At 66.6% G+C, this 17,023-nt stretch carries 13 protein-coding genes and 2 pseudogenes; 4 read left to right on the top strand and 11 right to left on the bottom strand.

Annotated elements, in window-relative coordinates:
• Nucleotides 1–79: 79 nt before the first annotated feature.
• The 6 genes and pseudogenes from F0U63_RS04980 to F0U63_RS05005 all read right to left on the bottom strand — a co-directional run.
• Nucleotides 80–991 (bottom strand): annotated as a pseudogene (locus tag F0U63_RS04980) (IS3 family transposase); the annotation flags it as partial.
• Nucleotides 992–2,365, bottom strand: a complete 1,374-nt coding sequence (locus F0U63_RS04985; RefSeq protein ID WP_395844227.1) for an IS110 family transposase — start codon at nucleotides 2,363–2,365, stop codon at nucleotides 992–994.
• Between the two features lie 282 nt (nucleotides 2,366–2,647).
• Nucleotides 2,648–2,956: pseudogene (locus tag F0U63_RS04990) on the bottom strand (transposase); the annotation flags it as partial.
• 258 nt (nucleotides 2,957–3,214) lie between these two features.
• Nucleotides 3,215–3,985 (bottom strand): LytR/AlgR family response regulator transcription factor, encoded by a 771-nt coding sequence (locus tag F0U63_RS04995; protein WP_395844229.1) that lies wholly within the window; start codon nucleotides 3,983–3,985, stop codon nucleotides 3,215–3,217.
• Nucleotides 3,982–5,154, bottom strand: a complete 1,173-nt coding sequence (locus tag F0U63_RS05000) for a sensor histidine kinase (RefSeq protein ID WP_095989796.1) — start codon at nucleotides 5,152–5,154, stop codon at nucleotides 3,982–3,984. The genes F0U63_RS04995 and F0U63_RS05000 overlap by 4 nt, the downstream gene beginning before the upstream one ends.
• Nucleotides 5,155–5,160: 6 nt before the next feature.
• Nucleotides 5,161–6,333, bottom strand: coding sequence for an acyltransferase family protein (locus F0U63_RS05005; protein WP_395844231.1), 1,173 nt, complete (start codon nucleotides 6,331–6,333; stop codon nucleotides 5,161–5,163).
• A 426-nt stretch (nucleotides 6,334–6,759) separates the two neighbouring features.
• Here F0U63_RS05005 and F0U63_RS05010 point away from each other — a divergent pair, with 426 nt between their 5' ends.
• Entirely contained in the window at nucleotides 6,760–7,563 is an 804-nt protein-coding gene (locus F0U63_RS05010) for a hypothetical protein (protein WP_395844233.1), read from the top strand.
• A 30-nt stretch (nucleotides 7,564–7,593) separates the two neighbouring features.
• The gene (locus tag F0U63_RS05015) at nucleotides 7,594–8,541 is read left to right on the top strand and encodes a LysR family transcriptional regulator (protein WP_081713719.1); all 948 of its coding nucleotides are present in this window, start codon (nucleotides 7,594–7,596) and stop codon (nucleotides 8,539–8,541) included.
• A gap of 22 nt (nucleotides 8,542–8,563) precedes the next feature.
• On the opposite strand, the gene F0U63_RS05020 is transcribed toward F0U63_RS05015, so the two are convergent.
• From F0U63_RS05020 to F0U63_RS05030, 3 genes are all read right to left on the bottom strand, one after another.
• Nucleotides 8,564–10,363, bottom strand: coding sequence for an amidohydrolase (locus F0U63_RS05020; RefSeq protein WP_002632396.1), 1,800 nt, complete (start codon nucleotides 10,361–10,363; stop codon nucleotides 8,564–8,566).
• Between the two features lie 144 nt (nucleotides 10,364–10,507).
• On the bottom strand, nucleotides 10,508–12,220 hold the full coding sequence (locus tag F0U63_RS05025) for a transposase (protein WP_395844236.1): 1,713 nt from the start codon (nucleotides 12,218–12,220) through the stop codon (nucleotides 10,508–10,510).
• 338 nt (nucleotides 12,221–12,558) lie between these two features.
• Nucleotides 12,559–13,533 carry an AraC family transcriptional regulator gene (locus F0U63_RS05030; RefSeq protein WP_395844238.1) on the bottom strand — a complete coding sequence of 325 codons (975 nt, stop codon included), beginning with the start codon at nucleotides 13,531–13,533 and terminating at the stop codon, nucleotides 12,559–12,561.
• 148 nt (nucleotides 13,534–13,681) lie between these two features.
• Between F0U63_RS05030 and F0U63_RS05035 the strand changes: the two genes are divergently transcribed.
• Complete coding sequence (locus F0U63_RS05035) at nucleotides 13,682–14,812, top strand: oxidoreductase (protein ID WP_395844240.1); 1,131 nt, start codon at nucleotides 13,682–13,684, stop codon at nucleotides 14,810–14,812.
• A 284-nt stretch (nucleotides 14,813–15,096) separates the two neighbouring features.
• Complete coding sequence (locus F0U63_RS05040; RefSeq protein ID WP_395848317.1) at nucleotides 15,097–15,705, top strand: FAD-dependent monooxygenase; 609 nt, start codon at nucleotides 15,097–15,099, stop codon at nucleotides 15,703–15,705.
• Here the strand turns inward: F0U63_RS05040 and F0U63_RS05045 are convergent.
• Together F0U63_RS05045 and F0U63_RS05050 are read right to left on the bottom strand one after the other, a co-directional pair.
• Nucleotides 15,702–16,067 (bottom strand): hypothetical protein, encoded by a 366-nt coding sequence (locus tag F0U63_RS05045; protein ID WP_395844242.1) that lies wholly within the window; start codon nucleotides 16,065–16,067, stop codon nucleotides 15,702–15,704. The genes F0U63_RS05040 and F0U63_RS05045 overlap by 4 nt on opposite strands.
• A 30-nt stretch (nucleotides 16,068–16,097) precedes the next feature.
• Nucleotides 16,098–17,012, bottom strand: a complete 915-nt coding sequence (locus F0U63_RS05050) for an SDR family oxidoreductase (RefSeq protein ID WP_395844244.1) — start codon at nucleotides 17,010–17,012, stop codon at nucleotides 16,098–16,100.
• Nucleotides 17,013–17,023: the final 11 nt, after the last annotated feature.

The raw sequence follows: 17,023 nt of genomic DNA on the forward strand, positions 1-17,023 counted from the left end.
TTTTCTTTTTCCGCTGAAGCCGCGAGGGGCAGCCGGACGAGCTGGCCGTGGGCTTGATCCGCTGACGTGGACAGTAGGGCTATGCTGCCAACTTCTGCGGTAAGGCTGCAAGCTCGAAGTTCGCTGGACTGACGTAGCCCAGAGTCGAGTGCCGCCGCTGCCGGTTATAGAAAACCTCAATGTACTCGAAGAGCGCCAATCGGGCCTGCTGGTGCGTGGTGAAGTCCGTGGTGTAGACGAGCTCCTGCTTCAGCGTACTGAAGAAGCTCTCCACCACGGCGTTGTCCCAGCAGTTGCCCTTGCGCGACATGCTGCACTCCATGCCACGAGCTTCCAGGGCGCTTCTGTAGTCCTCGCTGGCGTACTGACTGCCCCGGTCCGAGTGGTGCAACAGCCCGCGTGGGGGATGACGGCCCTCGAGCGCCATGTCCAGCGCACCGAGCACCAGGTGCCGGTCAATGCTGTCGCTCATGGACCAGCCCACCACCTTGCGCGAGAACAGGTCGAGCACCACCGCCAGGTACAGCCAGCCCTCGCGAGTGCCTACGTAGGTGATGTCTGTCACCCAGCTGGTGTTGGGTTGCGCGGGAGAGAAGTCCCGCGCCAGGACATTGGGCGCCACGGGCTGGCGGTGACGCGAGTCCGTCGTGGTCACGTAGCGCCGTCGCCTGCGAGCGGCCAGACCCTGCGCACGCATGAGACGCACCACGCGCTTGCGGCTCACCCGCTGGCCGCGGGCGCGCAACTCCGCATGCACTCGCGGGCTGCCGTACGTGCGACGACTCTCCTGGTGCACCCGATTGACTTCCTCGGCCAGCACCCGGTCCGACGCCTGCCGCGCGGACTCCGGACGTCCTTGCCAGGCGTAGTAGCCCGAGCGCGACACGCCCAACTGCTGGCACATGAATTTCACGGGGAAGAGGGCCTTCTGCGCGTCCATCAGCTCGAACTTCACGTCGAGCCCTCCTTCGCGAAGAAGGCCGCCGCTTTCCTAAGAAACTCCTCCCGTGGCCGCTTCAGGGGTCACCAGGGTGTACCCCAGTTGCCGAGCCCTGCGCTCTAGATTGCGCACGGCGCGCTGCCGGTAGCGCTCTTCGTAGTAGCCGACACCCGGGTCCTCGTACGCAAGACCATGGCGGAGCGCATTGTAGAAGAGGACGGCGAGCTTGCGCGCGGTGGCGGTGACCGCCTTGGCCTTGCCGGTACGCGCCGCCAGGCGCCGGTAGAAGGCACCCAGGGCGGTTTGCGTGCGACCGATGCTGACAGCGGCAATCCGCAGCAGTGTGGCCGCGCGATTGGAGGAGCGACGTGTACGTGAGCTGAGCAGTCGGCCTCCAGATATCTTATTGCCTGGCGCCAGGCACAGCCACGAGGTGAAGTGCTTGGCTGTTGGCCACTTGCGCATGTCGTCGCCGCACTCGGCGATGAGACGAAGCACGGTGTAGGGCCCAAAGCCGTGGATTTGGGAGAGGTCAGCCCCCAGCAATGTATAAAGCGCGCCCCGGGCGTCGAAGGCGGGCTCATGGCGACCGGACGCATGGCGTACCTTTGGAAGAGGTCTCGTCGGTGCTACGCGTCCCGCGTTGAGCGCGTGCATGACTCGCTCCACCTCCGCGTCGCACTCCGCCACTTTCCGATGATGGAAGTCGTACAGCTCAAGGGCCTGACGCAACGCGAACACGTGCTCGGGCCGATAGTTGCCCTTGAGACCCTCCTCGATGGTTTCGAGCGACGCCTTGCAGCGTACGTCGCGATAGGAGGCGAGGACTCTCGGATCCCGCTCCCCCACGACGATGGCCCGAACAATCCTCATACCGGTCACACCTGTAATGTCCGTCACCACGTGATGGAGCTGGACATTCATCTGCATGAGGGCCTTCTGCATGTGCTGGATGTGGCTCGCCGCGTACTCGATGAGTCGCTCGCGGTGGCGCAGATAGACGCGTAGCTGCACGACCTGCTCGCGCGGCCGAAAGCTACCGCGCAGCAGTCCGTGCTCGTGCAGTTGCTGCAGCCATTGAGCATCGTTGACATCCGTCTTGCGGCCGGGCACGTGCTTGACGTCCCGCGCATTGACGAGCAGGACCTCGAAGCCCCGCGCCTCGAGAATCTCGTAGACGGGAATCCAATAGACTCCCGTGGATTCCATCGCCACGGTCTTGATGCCCACCTCCGTCAGCCAGTCGGCGAGTGCGTGGAGCTCCGTGGTGAAGCTGCGGAAGGAGCGAACCGACCTCTCGGCACGTCCCGGCGGCACCGCGACCACGTGGAAAGTGGCGCCCACGTCGAGGCCCGCCGCATCCGGATGCAGCGACGTGAGGGTGCGGCGCCTCTGAACTCCCTTCTTTGTCCCCATCTTCTTCATTTCGGCTTCCCTCCAGCAGGTGCCGGGCGGAGAGAGGGCGCAATGAATCAATTTCCTAAACGGGATTGCCCAGAGGGCATCACCACTTGCAAGTCCGCAACCCTCTCCGGACCATGTTTTTTAACGGGCTCGACTGCTGCACCAAAAAGTAGACGGCCGCTCCACCCAGCGAATCGTGAGCGTAACCCTAGGACGGGACTTGGGAAGTAACCTTCTACGACATGACCGCAAGCGTCCCATTTCTTGGACCCGCTCGCAACCGAGCGCGCCGTCGCAGACGCCCTCCAGTTTCTTCCGCAACAGGCGGTGCGGTACCGAGCGAGAGGAGTTTTTTAAGAAGTCACGCTCCATCGTCAGCTGGCGGTTCTCCTTACGTAGCCGCGCGAACTCCTCCCGCTCGGCGGTGGTGAGAGCGCCCGCGGGGCCCTTGCCCGCATCCACCTCCGCCTGCTTCATCCAGTTGCGCAGGGCTGAGTCCGTCAGGTCCAGGTCCTTGGCCACTTGGGAGACGCTCTTGCCTCCCTCGCGCACCAGTCGGATTGCCTCGGCCTTGAACTCCGCGTTGAAGCTCCGCCTCTTTCTTCTCTCCATGGACACTACCTCCCGTGTAGCCGACTTACGAGGTATGTCCACAAAAGCGGATCAGGCCCACCTTTCGCCTGCCTCCGCACCGCGGACAGGCGAACACGTCTAGTGCGAACGTCCTGCGCAGCAGCCCGGCCCCATCCACCCGCGCCGTCCTCTGCTTCCTCGGCTCCTCCACCGTCGCGGCCAAGCAGAGGCTCTCCTTCTGTGGGCCCGCCTCCGTCCCCGCTTGAGGGAGGCGGTCTTTGCGGGGCTCGAGGGAGCCTATCCCTCCACGCCCCAGCGCTCCAGGAAGGCCTCGCGGTAGGTGCGGCTGAGCACCACGGAGCCTCCGTCCCGGAGCATCAGCAGACCATCGCCATGGCTCCAGGGCTCCAGCCGGACCACGGCGTCGAGGTTGACGAGCTCGCTGCGGTGGACGCGCACGAAGCGCCGCGGATCCAGGCGCTCCTCGAGGTGCTTGAGCGTCTGGCGCACCAGGTGCTGGCCCTCGTCGGAGAAGACGCGCACGTACTTGTCCTCGGCGGAGAAGCGGCTCACCCGGTCCACGCGCAGGGCGACCCAGGCCTCCCCGGTCTTCACCAGCAGGCGCTCCAGGGGTTTTTCCCGGGGAGGCTCCAGGCTGGAGAGCAACGCCTTCAGGCGCTCCGTGTCCGTGCGCCCTCCGTCGAGCCGGGTCCACGCCTTGTCCAGTGCCCTCCGGAAGCGCTCGGCGTCGTAGGGCTTGAGCAGGTAGTCCACGGCGTGGGCGTCGAAGGCCTTCAGGGCGAACTGATCATAGGCCGTGGAGAAGATGACCTCGGGGCAGTGCTCGGGCCCCAGGGTCTCCAGCACCTCGAAGCCGGTGAGCCCCGGCATCTGGATGTCGAGCAGCACCAGGTGGGGCTTCAGCGCCTCGATGCGTGCCACCGCCTCGGCGCCGTCCTGGGCCTCGCCGGCCAGGGTGAACCGCGCATCGTCCGCGAGGAAGCGCTTCACCTTGGCCCGGGCGGGGGCCTCGTCATCCACCACCAGCACGGAGAGGGGCGTCGTCATGGCAGGGCCTCCTCGGAGCGGGCCCTCGTCACGGGGACCCGGATGCGGACGCGGGCGCCACCCTCGGGGCCCGCTCCCAGCTCCAGGTGGCCCTCGGGCCCGTGGAGCAGCTCCAGCGCCTGCCGGAGCCCGGTGAGGCCCAGGCCGGCGCCGTGCGTCGCCAGGGAGGGGCGCGCGAGGCCCCGGCCGGTGTCCTCGACCTCCAGCAGCAGGGCGCCCCCCTCGCTCCAGGCGCGGAGTCGGACCTCCAGCCCGGTGAGCTGCTCCTGGTTGTGCTTGAGGGCGTTCTCCACCAGGAGCTGGAGCGCGAAGCGGGGGACGGGGAGGGGCTCCAGGCCGGGTTCCAGCTCCCAGCGGACGCGGAGCCGCTCTCCGAAACGGGCCTGCATCAGGGCGAGGAACCGCTCGGTGTGCTTGCGCTCGTCGGCGAGTGGCCAGGTGGGACCGGTGCCGCGCTCGAGGCTCTCGCGCAGCAGCAGCCCCAGGTCGCTCAGGAGCCGGTCCGTCTTCGCCAAGTCCTCGTACATCACGGAGCTGATGGTGTTGAGCGCGTTGAAGAGGAAGTGCGGGTTGAGCTGGCCCATGAGCGTGCGGAGCTGGGCCGCCTTGAGCTGCCCCTCGAGCCGGGCCTCGCGCAGGGCGTTCTCCTGGCGCTCCTTCCAGGCCGCGTAGACGGTGAGGCCCGCGTAGGCGAGCACGTAGACGATCAGATCCTTCTGGGCCTCCATGGGCACCCGGAAGCCCAGGTGCCCGTAATCGTAGGAGCCCCACCCGAGGAGCGCGTAGAGCAGGTTCCGCGAGCCCACCATCAAGAGGATGTGCAGGGACGTGTAGAGCAGCCAGGTGCCCAGGTGGATGCCGAGGAACCGCCCCCAGGCCGCGCCACGGCTCCTCCCGGAGGCACGAGGGCTCGGGGCATTCAGGATGGCGGTCTGGACCATGGGAAGCAGCGGGAAGGCCGCGAGGGCTCCGGTGAGCTCCCACAGGAAGGGGCGGGTCCAGGGGACGGTGCTGCCGTCCGCCCTCATCGTGAGCCACACCGTGCTGCCCAGCCAGAGGCCCACCGCCACGCCGAACCCCAGCAGCGCCAGGGCCTCGCGGGCGCGGAGGACGGGCCAACGCCAGGGGCGGGACTCCAGGGCGGGCTGGCGCGTGGGGGTCGCTTCCATGGGGACTCAGGCTCCGGACCTGGCCTCGAGGGGGCTCGGGGTGGGAACCGCACCTGGCGCCACCGGCTTCCGGCCCGCCATGCCGAAACAGGGGCGGAGCCAGGGCACGCGCTTCACACACTCGCAGAGCGCCCAGGTGACGAGGAAGGACAGGGTGAGCACCAGTCCGAAGCGGGTCCACGGGCCCACGGCCGGCCGCAGGAGCGCGAAGCCCACGAGCACGATGACGGTCTGGTGGAAGATGTAGAACGGATAGGCGAGCTCCTGGGCGTACGTCACCCAGGCGCTGCGCGTGGGGATGTGGGCCCGCGCGTAGCCGAGGGCGGTGAGCAGCAGGCACCACACGAGGGCGTAGGTGCCGAGGTGCTCGAAGGGGAAGGGGTACTCGAAGGAGGGCACCATGAGCGCGAAGAGCACCCCGGAGATTGCCAGGGAACGGTGGCGCATGACCACCAGCCGCTCCTGGAGCCGGGAGCCCCGGCCGAGGATGTGCCCGAGCAGGAAGAGCTGGCCGTAGTAGACGAAGGTGTTGGGGTCGTCGGTGAGCGCGTGCGTCTCGGGGAAGCGCCGCAGCAGGATGCGGCCCAGGGCCAGGGGCAGGAAGAGGAGCCAGGGGTTCCAGCCCCGCGCGAGCCACGCCTCGGCGCGCTCGAAGAAGGCCCGGCCTCTCGCTGTCTCCAGCCACGCGAACAGGGGCGCGGCCAGGAGGCAGTAGATGAAGAGGTAGGCCACGAACCAGAGGTGGTGCCAGCTGAAGCTGCCCGCGGGGTAGGACACGAACTGGAAGACGGACGGGTAGAAGTCCAGGTAGCCGCCGTGGAAGGTGCCCCGGAAGAGGCGCTCGGCGTAGATCTGCGGGGGGACGATGACGAAGATGCCGAAGACGAGCGGCCACAGCAGGCGCTTCGTCCGGTCCCACACGAACGCCCCGAGCCCCCGCCGTCTCAGGGCCATGGCCGTGACCGCGCCCGAGATGAGCATCAGCAGGGGCATGCGCACGTGGTGCAGGAACTCCATGGAGGGCTCCAGGACGGGCAGGAGCTCGGGGGCCTTCAGGTGCCAGTCCCAGGAGTTGAACATCATTCCGGTGTGGAAGAGGTGGAGCAGCAGGATCGCCACCACCCGGAGCCAGTCCAGGTCGGGGCGGCGCTCGGTGGCGGGTCGCGGTATCGGGTTCATGGTCCCTCCTGGAGAGCCACGATGGGGCCCGGTCCTCCCAGGCTCCATGCGCTTGTCGCCAGCCGGTCTCCGGGCGGCGCGAGCCGGTCTCGGGCCATCACCGGGATGCCGCACCGCTTCTTGACTTCACCGATAGTGGGGAAAGGGTGAGGGCTGGAGCGGAGAGGCCGAGAAGGGCCGCTGCCGGGGCTAGCAAGGCCGCGCGCCGCGCCAGGACACGGGGCGGTGCAACCCCTTGGGGCACACCCCTGCCCTGGCCGCCCTCGCTTGAGGAGAGAGGCAGGGGAGTTGGGGCGTGTTGACAGCAGACGGGGGTGCTCACGCAGATCGATCTGAACATCGCGCCCGATACGCGCTTTCTGTCCACCCTGGAGTGGAGGGGGGCGTGAATATGGCACCACCAGCATCGACTTCGGCTGCGCCGAGGTGCTCGACGGCAAGCAAGCCAACCGGCTGCTTCTGATGGATGGGCAGGGCGCCTGCACCCGCAGCCTGGGCATCGAATACGTGCCTACAGGAGTCGCCACCTCGGGCGAGGACTTCTGGATCTCGCGCTGCCTCTATCATGGCGCGGGAGTCCAGTGGCCCTCCATGCAGCGCCGCGACGCCATGAACCAGGTGCTGACCGATGTGATGGTGAATCCTCCTCCGCCGTACCTGACGCACGTCAGCCAGTCCACGCTGCTGAGCTGGGGAGACGGCAAGCTCAGCCGGCGGTCCGAGTCCTTCGAGCCGCTCTGGTCGCACGTCCTCCCCATCTTCGGACAGGAGAATCCCGCGGAGCTTCCGGATGGACAGCTGGGAGTGGTGGGACGCCGGAGCCGTTCCGAGGGCTTCACCTTCGGAACGAGTGTCATCCCGCTCGGCGATGACTTCGTCATGGTGCGGTTCTCGGGCCAAGGCAAGCCGCTCGGCGCGGTGGCCACCGGGATTCCTACCCGGGAGATCCCCGGTCAGCCCAGAGCCATCACCACGGACGCTCTGGGGATGATTGTGGCAGGAGTCGAGGCGAACTCGGTGGTGGCCCTGTCCTGGACGGGGAGCAAGCAGTGGGAGCGCGCCGTGAAAGACATGGTCCCGGAGCTGTGCCTGCCGAAGGTGCACTCCGTGGCCTCCCACGCCCGATACGGAGTGCGGGTGGTGGGGCTAGGCTACGTGCCTGCCGTGGATGGCACGTGCGAGGAGACACCCCAGAGCCAGCGCATCTTCGTCATGGCCCTCACGCGCTGAGCCGGTAAATACCTTTTGGGTGCCGCTAGCATGCCTTTTGGTTATGCTGCGATCATGGAACTCAGACACGTGAGGTATTTCGCGGCGGTTGCCGAGCAGATCAGCGTGACCCGCGCGGCGCAACTGCTTCATGTTTCTCAACCTGCGCTCAGCCGGCAAATCCGCGACTTGGAGGAGGAACTCGGAGTCGATCTCCTCGAGCGATATCCCAATTCCATCGCTCTGACGGAAGCGGGCAAGGTGTTTCTCGCCGAATGCAAGGTCATCCTCCGTCGGGTCGAAGACGCCGTCGAGAAGGTGCGACGGAAATCGCCTTCGCATCGGTCCATCCTGAGGATCGGATTCGCCGCCACGCCGGCCGTGGAAATCCTGAAGCAAGCGATGCGGGTTTTCCACAAGCAGCATCCATCGATCCAGATCGAGCTCAAAGACCTGTCGAGCAACGGGATCGTCCGCGGCGTGAGGGATCTGAAGCTGGATCTCGGAATCACCATCGGCGTCGCCCCCCAGTCATTCGAGGGGCTGGCGATGAAAGAGCTCGGAAGCTACGGCGTCACCGTGGCTTTCCCCAAAGAGCACCGTTTCGCGAAGCTGAAGCAAGTGCCGTTGGCCGAAGTCGCGAAGGAAGGGCTGATCACCTTCACGAAGAGCGAGCACCCGGAGGCTCATTCGGCGATCCGGAAGATCCTCTCCGGGTTCACCGAGGAGCCGAACATCGTGATGGAGTGCGACGGGATCTCCAGTCTCTTCGCGGCCGTCGAGTCCGGCAAAGGCGTCGCGATCGGCTTCGAGACGATGGCGAAGCTCGCGGGCAGCCGGCTCAACTTCCGTCCGGTGCTGCCGGCCCCGCCCAGGCTGCCCGTCGTGGTGATCTACGATCAAGCCAAGCTGTCCTCGGCAGGGACCGACTTCCTGGCCACCCTGGCCGCCGTGAAGCTGAAGTCGCTTCGTCCGGCGGCAGGTCTGCTCATCGTCTGACGCCTCTCATCGGAACAGCTCGTCATTTCGCGCCAGAGTAGCCGCCGAAGTACTTGATCGGGGACCACGTCGGGATGATCTTCGGCAGTTCCGGAGCGAGTTTGCTGTATTTGCCCGCACCGAACACGACCTTCCCGTCCACGACGGTCATCACGGAAGTGATGTGCTGGATCTCCCCTTCCGGCACCGAGAAGTAGTCGGTGCTCAGCAGCGCGAAGTCCGCTAGGTTGCCCGGCGCGATCCTCCCGCTCTCGTTCTCGGTCTTGGTGAACCACGCGGCACCCAAAGTATAGAGTTTGAGCGCCTCTTCCCGGCTCAGGCGGTTGTCCTTGGCCAGGATCTCCGAGCCCGACACCGACTTGCCGGTGACCATCCACTGGATAGCCACCCACGGGTTGTAAGAAGAAGCCCTGAATCCGTCGGTGGTCATGGCCAGCGGGATCCCGCTGTCGACGAGCTGACGCAAGCGAGGCGTCTGCAGGGCCACCTCGCGGCCGTGGGTCTTGATGAAGCCGTCTCCGTGGAGCGCCATCTTGTCGTCCAGCGCGATTCCGCCGCCCAGTTTCTTGATCCTTTCGATGTTTTTCGGGCTGATCGTTTCGGCGTGCTCGATGCTCCACCGCAGGCCGTCGAAAGGCATTTTCTTGTTCAGCGATTCCAGAGCATCCAGGAATGGAGAGATGTTCTCGTCGTAGCTGACATGCATCCGGAACGGGCTTCGCCGCTTCACCAGCTTGCCCACGTCCTCTTCGACGGTCTTTCGCATGAGTTCCCGATCGATCACCACCGCCGGCCGGTCGAAGTTCTCATGGTCGTGGAGTTGGGCGTTCAGCACTTCTCCGTTGGTTTGGTATTCGTGACCATGCGCCAGGGTTGGGTGCGTGTTGTCCCCGGGGCTGGTCGGAGACTTCTGGGTGATGGCATCGATCTCGGCGTCCACCATCGAAGCGCCGGGCTCGACGAGCTGGAGATCCATGAAAGGCAAACGAACGTTCAAACGCTGATCCTTGATCAGGGCTTCAATGGGCTTGTGCCCTTCCGGGTAGGGGATGATGCTGCCGGACTCCAGCGCTGATACCACTCCGAACCGGTTCAAGTCGTTGATCGCGTAGGCGAGCGAGTTCACCTTCTCCTCGAAGGAAGGCAACGGGACCACCGCTTCGAGCGCCACGAAGGTCCAGGTGAACCCTCGCACGACGCCGGTGTACTTGCCTTGCTTGTCTTTCTCGAACTCCGTGCCGGGCGGCATCTGGAACTTGGGGGTTCCCACGCCGATCTCCTTCATCGCCAACTCGTTCAAGAACGCCTGGTTGTAGGCGTATTGAACGATGTACGGCCGGTCAGGTACCGCGGCGTTCAGCTCCTCCGGGGTCGGGAACCGGTTCTCCTTGAACTGATACGGCGACCAACCCCCGATCACCTTGACCCATTGGCCCTTGGGCGTTCTTTTGGCCTGTTCCTTCAACATCTCGAGGGCGCGGCTCAAGGTGGGAACCCCGTCCCACCTCACGTTGTAGTTGTAGTTGTTCTCATTCAGCACGTGGACGTGGGCTTCATTGAGGCCCGGGATCAGGCGATGCCCCTCCGCATCGATCAGTTGGGTTTTGCTGTTCTTGAGGGCGAGGATCTCGGCGTCGTCGCCCACTGCGTAGATCCGCCCTCTTTTGATCGCGACCGCGGAAGCCGCCGGCTGCGCCAGGTGCTGAGTGGTGATCTTCGCGTTGAAAACGATCAGATCGGCCCCGGGACGAAGCTCGTCTCCACGCGCAGGGAGGCCGGCGAGCAACAGGTGCGAGAGAGCCAGGAGTCGGAGTGCAGACATGGGTCCTTTTTCACGGCAGAGGGTTGCATGGGGAGGCCAGCAGAGGGCCAAGTGATCTGCCTTGGGTGAGAGTCTCGTACGGAAGAAAATCCCGGAACACTACTTGTTGGTAGGGACTAGCATGCCTATCGGGCATGCTGCGGTTCAGAGCTGGGTCGGCAACAAGCTCGCGGCCCAGCCCCAGAGGCGCTCGGCCCAGCTGCGCGCCTTCCATTCGGCAAGTAAACTTGCGAGAGAGCCTGCCGCCGCAGAAGTGACGCTGCGGCGGCAGGTTGTGCTGAGCCGCCACCCTCTATCGCGCCTCGGCGTATAGGCGGGATAGAAGCCATGTGGAGGGTGAGGGCTGGAGCGGAGAGGCCGAGAAGGGCCGCTGCCGGGGCGAGCAAGGCCGCGCGCCGCGCCAGGACACGGGGCGGTGCAACCCCTTGGGGCACACCCCTGCCCTGGCCGCCCTCGCTTGAGGAGAGAGGCAGGGGAGTTGGGGCGTGTGGACAGCGGCTGCGCCAGGTTCAGCACCACGCCCGCTGGGGTGGTCCCCGGGCCGGGGCCCGCTTCAGAGCCTGCGTGGGAAGTCCCAGGTGCTCCACTATCGAGCGCACCCCAGCGGGGGCCGTCACATCCGCCAGCACCTTTCGCCTGCCTCCGCACCGCGGACAGGCGAAGCCCGTCTAGTGCGAACGTCCTTTTCAGCAGCCCGGCCCCATCCACCCGCGCCGTCCTCTGCTTCCTCGGCTCCTCCACCGTCGCGGCCAGGCAGAGGCTCTCCTTCTGTGGGCCCGCCTCCGTCCCCGCTTGAGGGAGCAGAAATGGACGGAGCTTGGCGCCCGGAGCGAAGACGCCATGAAACCTCGTGAGGTTCGCCCGAGGCGGAGGCACCAGGGACGCCACACGCCGTAACAGTTCCAGCCCGGTGAAGAGCAGGTGCGTGGTGCCGTCTGGCAGCGGGCGCTTCATTCGGTAGGCGATGCGGCCGTCCTCCGCTCGTGACAAACGCTCCAGCGCCAGCGCACCGCGCGCCCCGTAGCGGCACAGCCGCTCCAGGCCCTGCCTGTCGTTGGCGTGAAGGTGCGTGTTGGCATTCAGGGAGAAGCCCTCCAGGACGGCGCACTGGGGTTGCTTTCGGGGAGGGGGCCGCACGTCCACCTCCGTCCAGCGCAGCCGCTGCTGCAGCGAGTGCGCCTGGTACGCCTGCAGCGCGTCCTCGGGCCCTTGCGCGGGCAGGGCCCCTCTTTTCTCCAACAGCCGCAACACCCGGTGCCGCACCACCTTCAGCAGCCGCTCCACTTCGCCTTGTGTGGGTGGCGCCAACCCCTCGAAGTGCACGCCGCCCTCTCTCGGCACGAAGACGCCATCCGGCACCAGCGAGTGGAAGTGCGGAGTCACCTGCAAGGCCGAACCGAAGAACTGGATGAAAGACACGGCCCCTGCCTGCGCACCCCGCAGGCCCTGCCGCCGTGCCCTCCGGCGCTGCAAGGCGAACACCGCGCGCAGGACGACGGTGAGGACGTCCGAGAGCAGTCCCGCATCCTTCAGCAGCACCCACCGCACCCGGTGCGGAAAGGACAGCGTCCACTGTCGATAAGGCACGTGCGGCAGCACCCGCTCCACCAGGTGCGCCGCCGTCACATGCGCCCGCTTCGCATTGCAGGACGGGCACACCCCTCGTCCCTTGCACGAGAAGGCGACGAGAAGTTCGTCCTGACAACTCTCACAGCGCACCCGCGCGAAGCCGTGCGCCAGCACTCCGCACTCCAGGTACCGGGCGAAGTCCCGCTCCACGTACTGGGGCAGGCCGCGCCCCAGCTCGCTCGCCTCCGCCAGCAGCGTGGCAAGGTTGTCCCTCACCGCCGCATACAACACTGTCCCCTCCGGCCGCCTCTGCCGGTACTCCCACCCGTGCGCCCCCACCAGCCCCTCCCCAGCCACACCTCGCCAGGGCACACGCTACCGCCAGGCTCCCACAAGACTCCGCCAGGCTCACTCTGGGAGCGCTAAGCGGCGGGTTCGATTCCCGCCGCTTCCAATAGAGTTTGCCCGCCGCCTTGAGTCGAACCCACTCCTAACGAGGAGGCGTGGAGCATCCCAGTCCAAACGGGGTGTGGGCTCCTTCCTCCGCTCCTCCACCGTCGCGGCAAAGGCGGGGCTCTCCTCCTCCAACCCCGGCTCCGCCCCTGCTTGAGGGAGCGGTTCGCTCATCAACTCAAAAACTCCGGCGAAGGTGGATTCGACTCCGAATCGGTCTCCGCGCCCTGATGATGACAAAGCCGGTAGCCGCCCGGCGAGACGTTCATGACTCGCTTGAAGACCTTGCCGAACGAACTTTCCGACTCGTACCCCACGGCGTTCGCGACCGCCGCCATCTTGATCGGCCGACGCTCGCGCAGCATGGCGGCGGCGCGGACCATTCGCCACCGCGTCAGGTGATCCAGCGGCGTCTCGCCAACGAGCTTGCGAAATCGCTCGGCAAACGCCGACCGCGACATCGAGACGCCTTCAGCAAGCGCCGGCACCGTCCAGTTGCGCGCCGGCTCGGCGTGCATCAGCCGCAGCGCCTCGCCGATTTGCGGGTCGGCGATCGCGCGCAACCAGCTCGGGCTGCCGCTGCCGATCATCGAATGGATCTGGCTGCGCATCGCCTGAACGAACAGCACCTCCGCCAGGCGGTCGACGATCGCCGCCGAGCCGGGCTGGTTGCCCATCGTCTCGGCCGCGAGGTGTTGAAGCGTCGCGCCGAACCACGGCGACTCGTGCGACGACGCCGGCAGATGCACGATCGCGGGCAGGTGCTTGACCAGCATCTCGCTCTCCGGCGACTCGAACGTGAAGCAGCCGGCGATCACCGACACGGGAGTGCCCTTCCCGCCGTGCGAGAAGAGACGCGTTCGATGAAACGTCTCGGGTGACACGACGTCGGTCGCCGGCCGGACCGGCTCCCGCGGCCCGCTCACCAGCGTGTACGTCTTCGGCGAAGGCAGGAAAACGAAATCCCCGCCGACGAGCGGAATCGGTTCGCGGCCGTCGACGATCAGCAGGCACGAACCGCGCGTCACGATGAGGCAGATTCCTTTGTTCCCGGGGAACTTCAACCCAAACGGCGCGGACAACTCCAAGCGGCCGTAGAGCTGGCCCTGCGTGCGGAGGAGCGACATGACTTCAGCAAGAACGTCCACAAAACCTCCATGCGCCTGGCGTTTCGGACCAAAGAACCGGCCTGTTGAGCATGGATACTCCAGAACGCCCGGTCTAATCTACATTCATCGTTGAAACATATCCATTGCTGGAAATCAACGATCCATCGGACCAAGAACCGGAGACTGTATGAACATCGAAATCCCCCGCGCGATCAATGACTATCTGGCCGCGGAGCAGGCAAGAGACAGCAAGAAACTCGCGGAGTGCTTTTCGCCGGATGCGGTCGTCCGTGACCAAGGGCATGAGTACCGCGGCGTCAGCGCGATCCGGCAGTTGTATGGCGACGTCTTCGCGAAATTCCGGCTCACGGTCGAGCCGCTCGGCGCGTCAATCGACGGCCAGACCGTCGTCATCCGCACCCGGCTGACCGGCGACTTCCCCGGCGGCGTCGCCCACCTGCGGAACGAGTTCACCGTGTCCGGCGCGCTCATCACCTCGTTGAACATCACATCGATCAAGCCAGACGCCGCCTTCGGAATCGACGAGCGTGAATTTCGCGGCAAGCGTGTCCTCGTCACCGGCGGCACGAAAGGCATCGGCGAGGCGATCGTCCGCCGGCTGATGGCCGGCGGCGGCGAGGTCGCCACGACCGGGCGATCGGTGCCGAAAGACGGGCATCGGCCGACCCTCTTCATTCAAGCAGACGTGAGCACCCTGGGCGGCGTGAAACACGTGGCCGACAAGCTCCTCGCCGAATGGGGTGGCGTTGATGTGCTCGTGAACTGCGTCGGCGGCTCGGACGCGCCCAGCGGCGGGTTCGCGGCGTTGTCGGAGGACGATTGGGAGAATTCCCTGCAGCTGAACCTCATGTCGGCCGTCCGTTTCGACCGGGCGCTGGTGCCCGGAATGCTCGAGCGTGGCAAGGGCGTGGTGCTTCACGTCTCTTCGATCCAGCATCGCCTGCCGCTGACCGACTCGACGCTCGCCTACGCGGCCGCCAAGGCGGCGATGCGGACTTACAGCAAGGGACTCGCCAGCGAGCTCGGTCCCAAGGGCGTGCGCGTCAACACGGTGTCGCCCGGCTTCATCGAAACGTTGGCCACGAAGGACTTCATTCGAAGCCTTGCCCAGAGCCGTGGGATCGACGACGCTGCCGCCCGCCAGGCAATAATCGACATGCTCGGCGGCATTCCCATCGGCCGCCCCGGCCGACCCGAAGAGGCCGCGGAGCTGATCGCATTCCTCGCCTCCGACCGTGCGGCGTCCATCCACGGCGCCGACTACGTCATCGACGGCGGTACGCTGCCCACGACTTGAGACTTGGACTCAGTGGGGCGACATCCGCGAAGACGAAAAAGCGGGACGGCCTGGCGTATAGGCAGGAGAGAGGCCGTGTGGAGGGGGAGGGCTGGAGCAGAGAGGCGGAGGAGGGCCGAGGACGAGCGCAGAGGGGGAGATGTGGGCAGTGTGCCAAGCCGGTGGAGAGGCCGCGCAGCCACTGTGGGGTACACGCCTCCCCCAGCCGCCTTGCCAGGAGGGGCGCGGCAGGTGCCTGGCTGTCATGGCTGGCTGTGGCGGCTTGAGCTTCAACACCACGCGCTCTGGGGCGGCCCTCGCCCCCGTTCGGAGGCCAGGGGCTGAACCTCGGCCTGCTCGACGCGGTCAACCTCGGCTGGAAGCTCCGCGCCACGCTCCGTGGAGAGGCCTCGGATGGGCTGCTGGACACCTATACCGAGGAGCGCCATCCGGTGGCGGCGCGAGTGCTCGACAACACGCGCGCCCAGCTCACCCTCATGCGCCCCGACCCCCAGTCCTCCGCGATGCGCCAGATCGTGGCCGAGTTGATGAGCGCCCATCCCGACGTCAATCGTTACTTCGGCGAGATGATCAGCGGCATCACCACGCGCTACGAGCTCGGCGATGATGACCCGCTCGTCGGGCGCCTCGTCGCCGACGCCGGGTTGACCGTGGAGGGCGCGGCCACACGTCTGTATGCGCTGCTGCACGAGGGCCGCGGACTGCTGGTCGACGGAAGCGGAGAGGCCTCGGAGCAGGCGGTGCCGTGGGCGTCTCGGGTGCGCGTGGTGCGGGCGCCCGGGGCGAGGCCGATGTTGCTGCGTCCCGACGGCTGTGTCGCATGGGCCGGCCGGCCGGGCGGTCTGCGCCCGGCCCTCGAGCGCTGGTTCGGGACGCCCCTCGCGGGTGCCTAGCGACGCCCGGCCAGCGTCGCGGCCACGATCAGGACGAAGAAGAGGGACGCGTTGAGCTTGGGCTGCCAGTACTCGATGAAGAGGACCGCGATGGCGAGCCACCCGGCGGCGGCGAGCACGGACACCGTCACGACGGGCAGCTCCTTGAGCATCTCCAATGATCGCCCCGCGAGCCAGAGCCCGAGCAGACCGAACACGAACTGCCCGAGCGCGAACGCCGAGTGGAGGCCGTAGTAGAGCGTCGTCTCGGTGCCGGGGGCGTGTTTGCCCCGCAGGTGCTGGGACACGACGTCGATGGCGAAGTGCATCACTCCGGTGAAGGTCAAAAAGCCGTATGCCGCGTAGACGAGGTATTTGTGCATGGCGTGCCCCGCGGGAAGCCTGGAGGGCGCTCAGTGGAAGGCGACGCGGGTGAGTTCCTCGGACACGCGCCAGAGACGTTCGGCGGCCGTTTTGTCCTCCGCTTGCGGCGGCACCTTCGCCAGCGTGGGATGACCACGGACTTCCATCATCTTGTCGGGGCCGTAGTAGGCGCCGGCCTTCGCCTCGGGCGACGTCGCGGCGAAGAGCGTGGGGAGCGCCCCCTGGGCCGCGGGCTGGAACAGGAACCACATGAACGTCCGCATCATGCCGGCGGCGCTCCAGCGCCCCGGAGCGTTGTGCAACAGGTCCGTGCGCGAGACGCCGGGGTGCGCGGCGATGCTGGAGACGCCCCACTGGTTCGCCTCGCTGCGCCGCTGCAACTCGAAGGCAAACAGCAGACAGGCGAGCTTCGATTGGCCATAGGCCCGCATCGGCTGGTAGTCCCGCATCGAGTGCAGATCGTCGAAGTCGATGGCGCCGGCCCGCGCGGCGACGCTCGACAGGGTGACGACACGCGGGTTCGTCCCCTTGCGCAGGAGCGGCAGGAGGTGGGCCGTCAGGGCGAAGTGGCCGAGGTAGTTGGTGCCGAACTGCAACTCGAAGCCATCCGTCGTGGCCTGCCGGTCCGGCGGGGTCATCACCGCGGCGTTGTTGATCAACAGATCGAGACTCCCGCGCTGGGCCTTCAGCCGCGCGGCGAAGTCGGCGATGGACTGGAGGCAGGCGAGGTCGACCTGCTCGAACCGGACGTTCGCGGAGGGGACTTCGGAGCGGACCCTCGCGAGGGCCTCCGCGCCCTTCTGCGGGTTGCGGCCCGCGATGATGATCTCACCGCCCGTCCGGGCGAGGGCGAGGGCGTCCTCGAGTCCGAGGCCTCCGGTCCCGGTGATGACGGCTGAACGGCCCTGCTGCGAAGGCATGTCGGAAGTGGTCCACTGGCTCATGCGTCTTTGTT

This window comes from Cystobacter fuscus (genome assembly GCF_044360685.1).
Classification (GTDB): domain Bacteria; phylum Myxococcota; class Myxococcia; order Myxococcales; family Myxococcaceae; genus Cystobacter; species Cystobacter fuscus_C.

Coding starts and splice junctions, on each gene's coding strand:
- F0U63_RS05020 (WP_002632396.1), bottom strand. CDS start 10,363: ATGTCTGCACTCCGACTCCTGGCTCTCTCGCACCTGTTGCTCGCCGGC.
- F0U63_RS05005 (WP_395844231.1), bottom strand. CDS start 6,333: ATGAACCCGATACCGCGACCCGCCACCGAGCGCCGCCCCGACCTGGAC.
- F0U63_RS05015 (WP_081713719.1), top strand. CDS start 7,594: ATGCCTTTTGGTTATGCTGCGATCATGGAACTCAGACACGTGAGGTAT.
- F0U63_RS05000 (WP_095989796.1), bottom strand. CDS start 5,154: ATGGAAGCGACCCCCACGCGCCAGCCCGCCCTGGAGTCCCGCCCCTGG.
- F0U63_RS05045 (WP_395844242.1), bottom strand. CDS start 16,067: ATGCACAAATACCTCGTCTACGCGGCATACGGCTTTTTGACCTTCACC.
- F0U63_RS04995 (WP_395844229.1), bottom strand. CDS start 3,985: ATGACGACGCCCCTCTCCGTGCTGGTGGTGGATGACGAGGCCCCCGCC.
- F0U63_RS05035 (WP_395844240.1), top strand. CDS start 13,682: ATGAACATCGAAATCCCCCGCGCGATCAATGACTATCTGGCCGCGGAG.
- F0U63_RS05050 (WP_395844244.1), bottom strand. CDS start 17,012: ATGAGCCAGTGGACCACTTCCGACATGCCTTCGCAGCAGGGCCGTTCA.
- F0U63_RS04985 (WP_395844227.1), bottom strand. CDS start 2,365: ATGAAGAAGATGGGGACAAAGAAGGGAGTTCAGAGGCGCCGCACCCTC.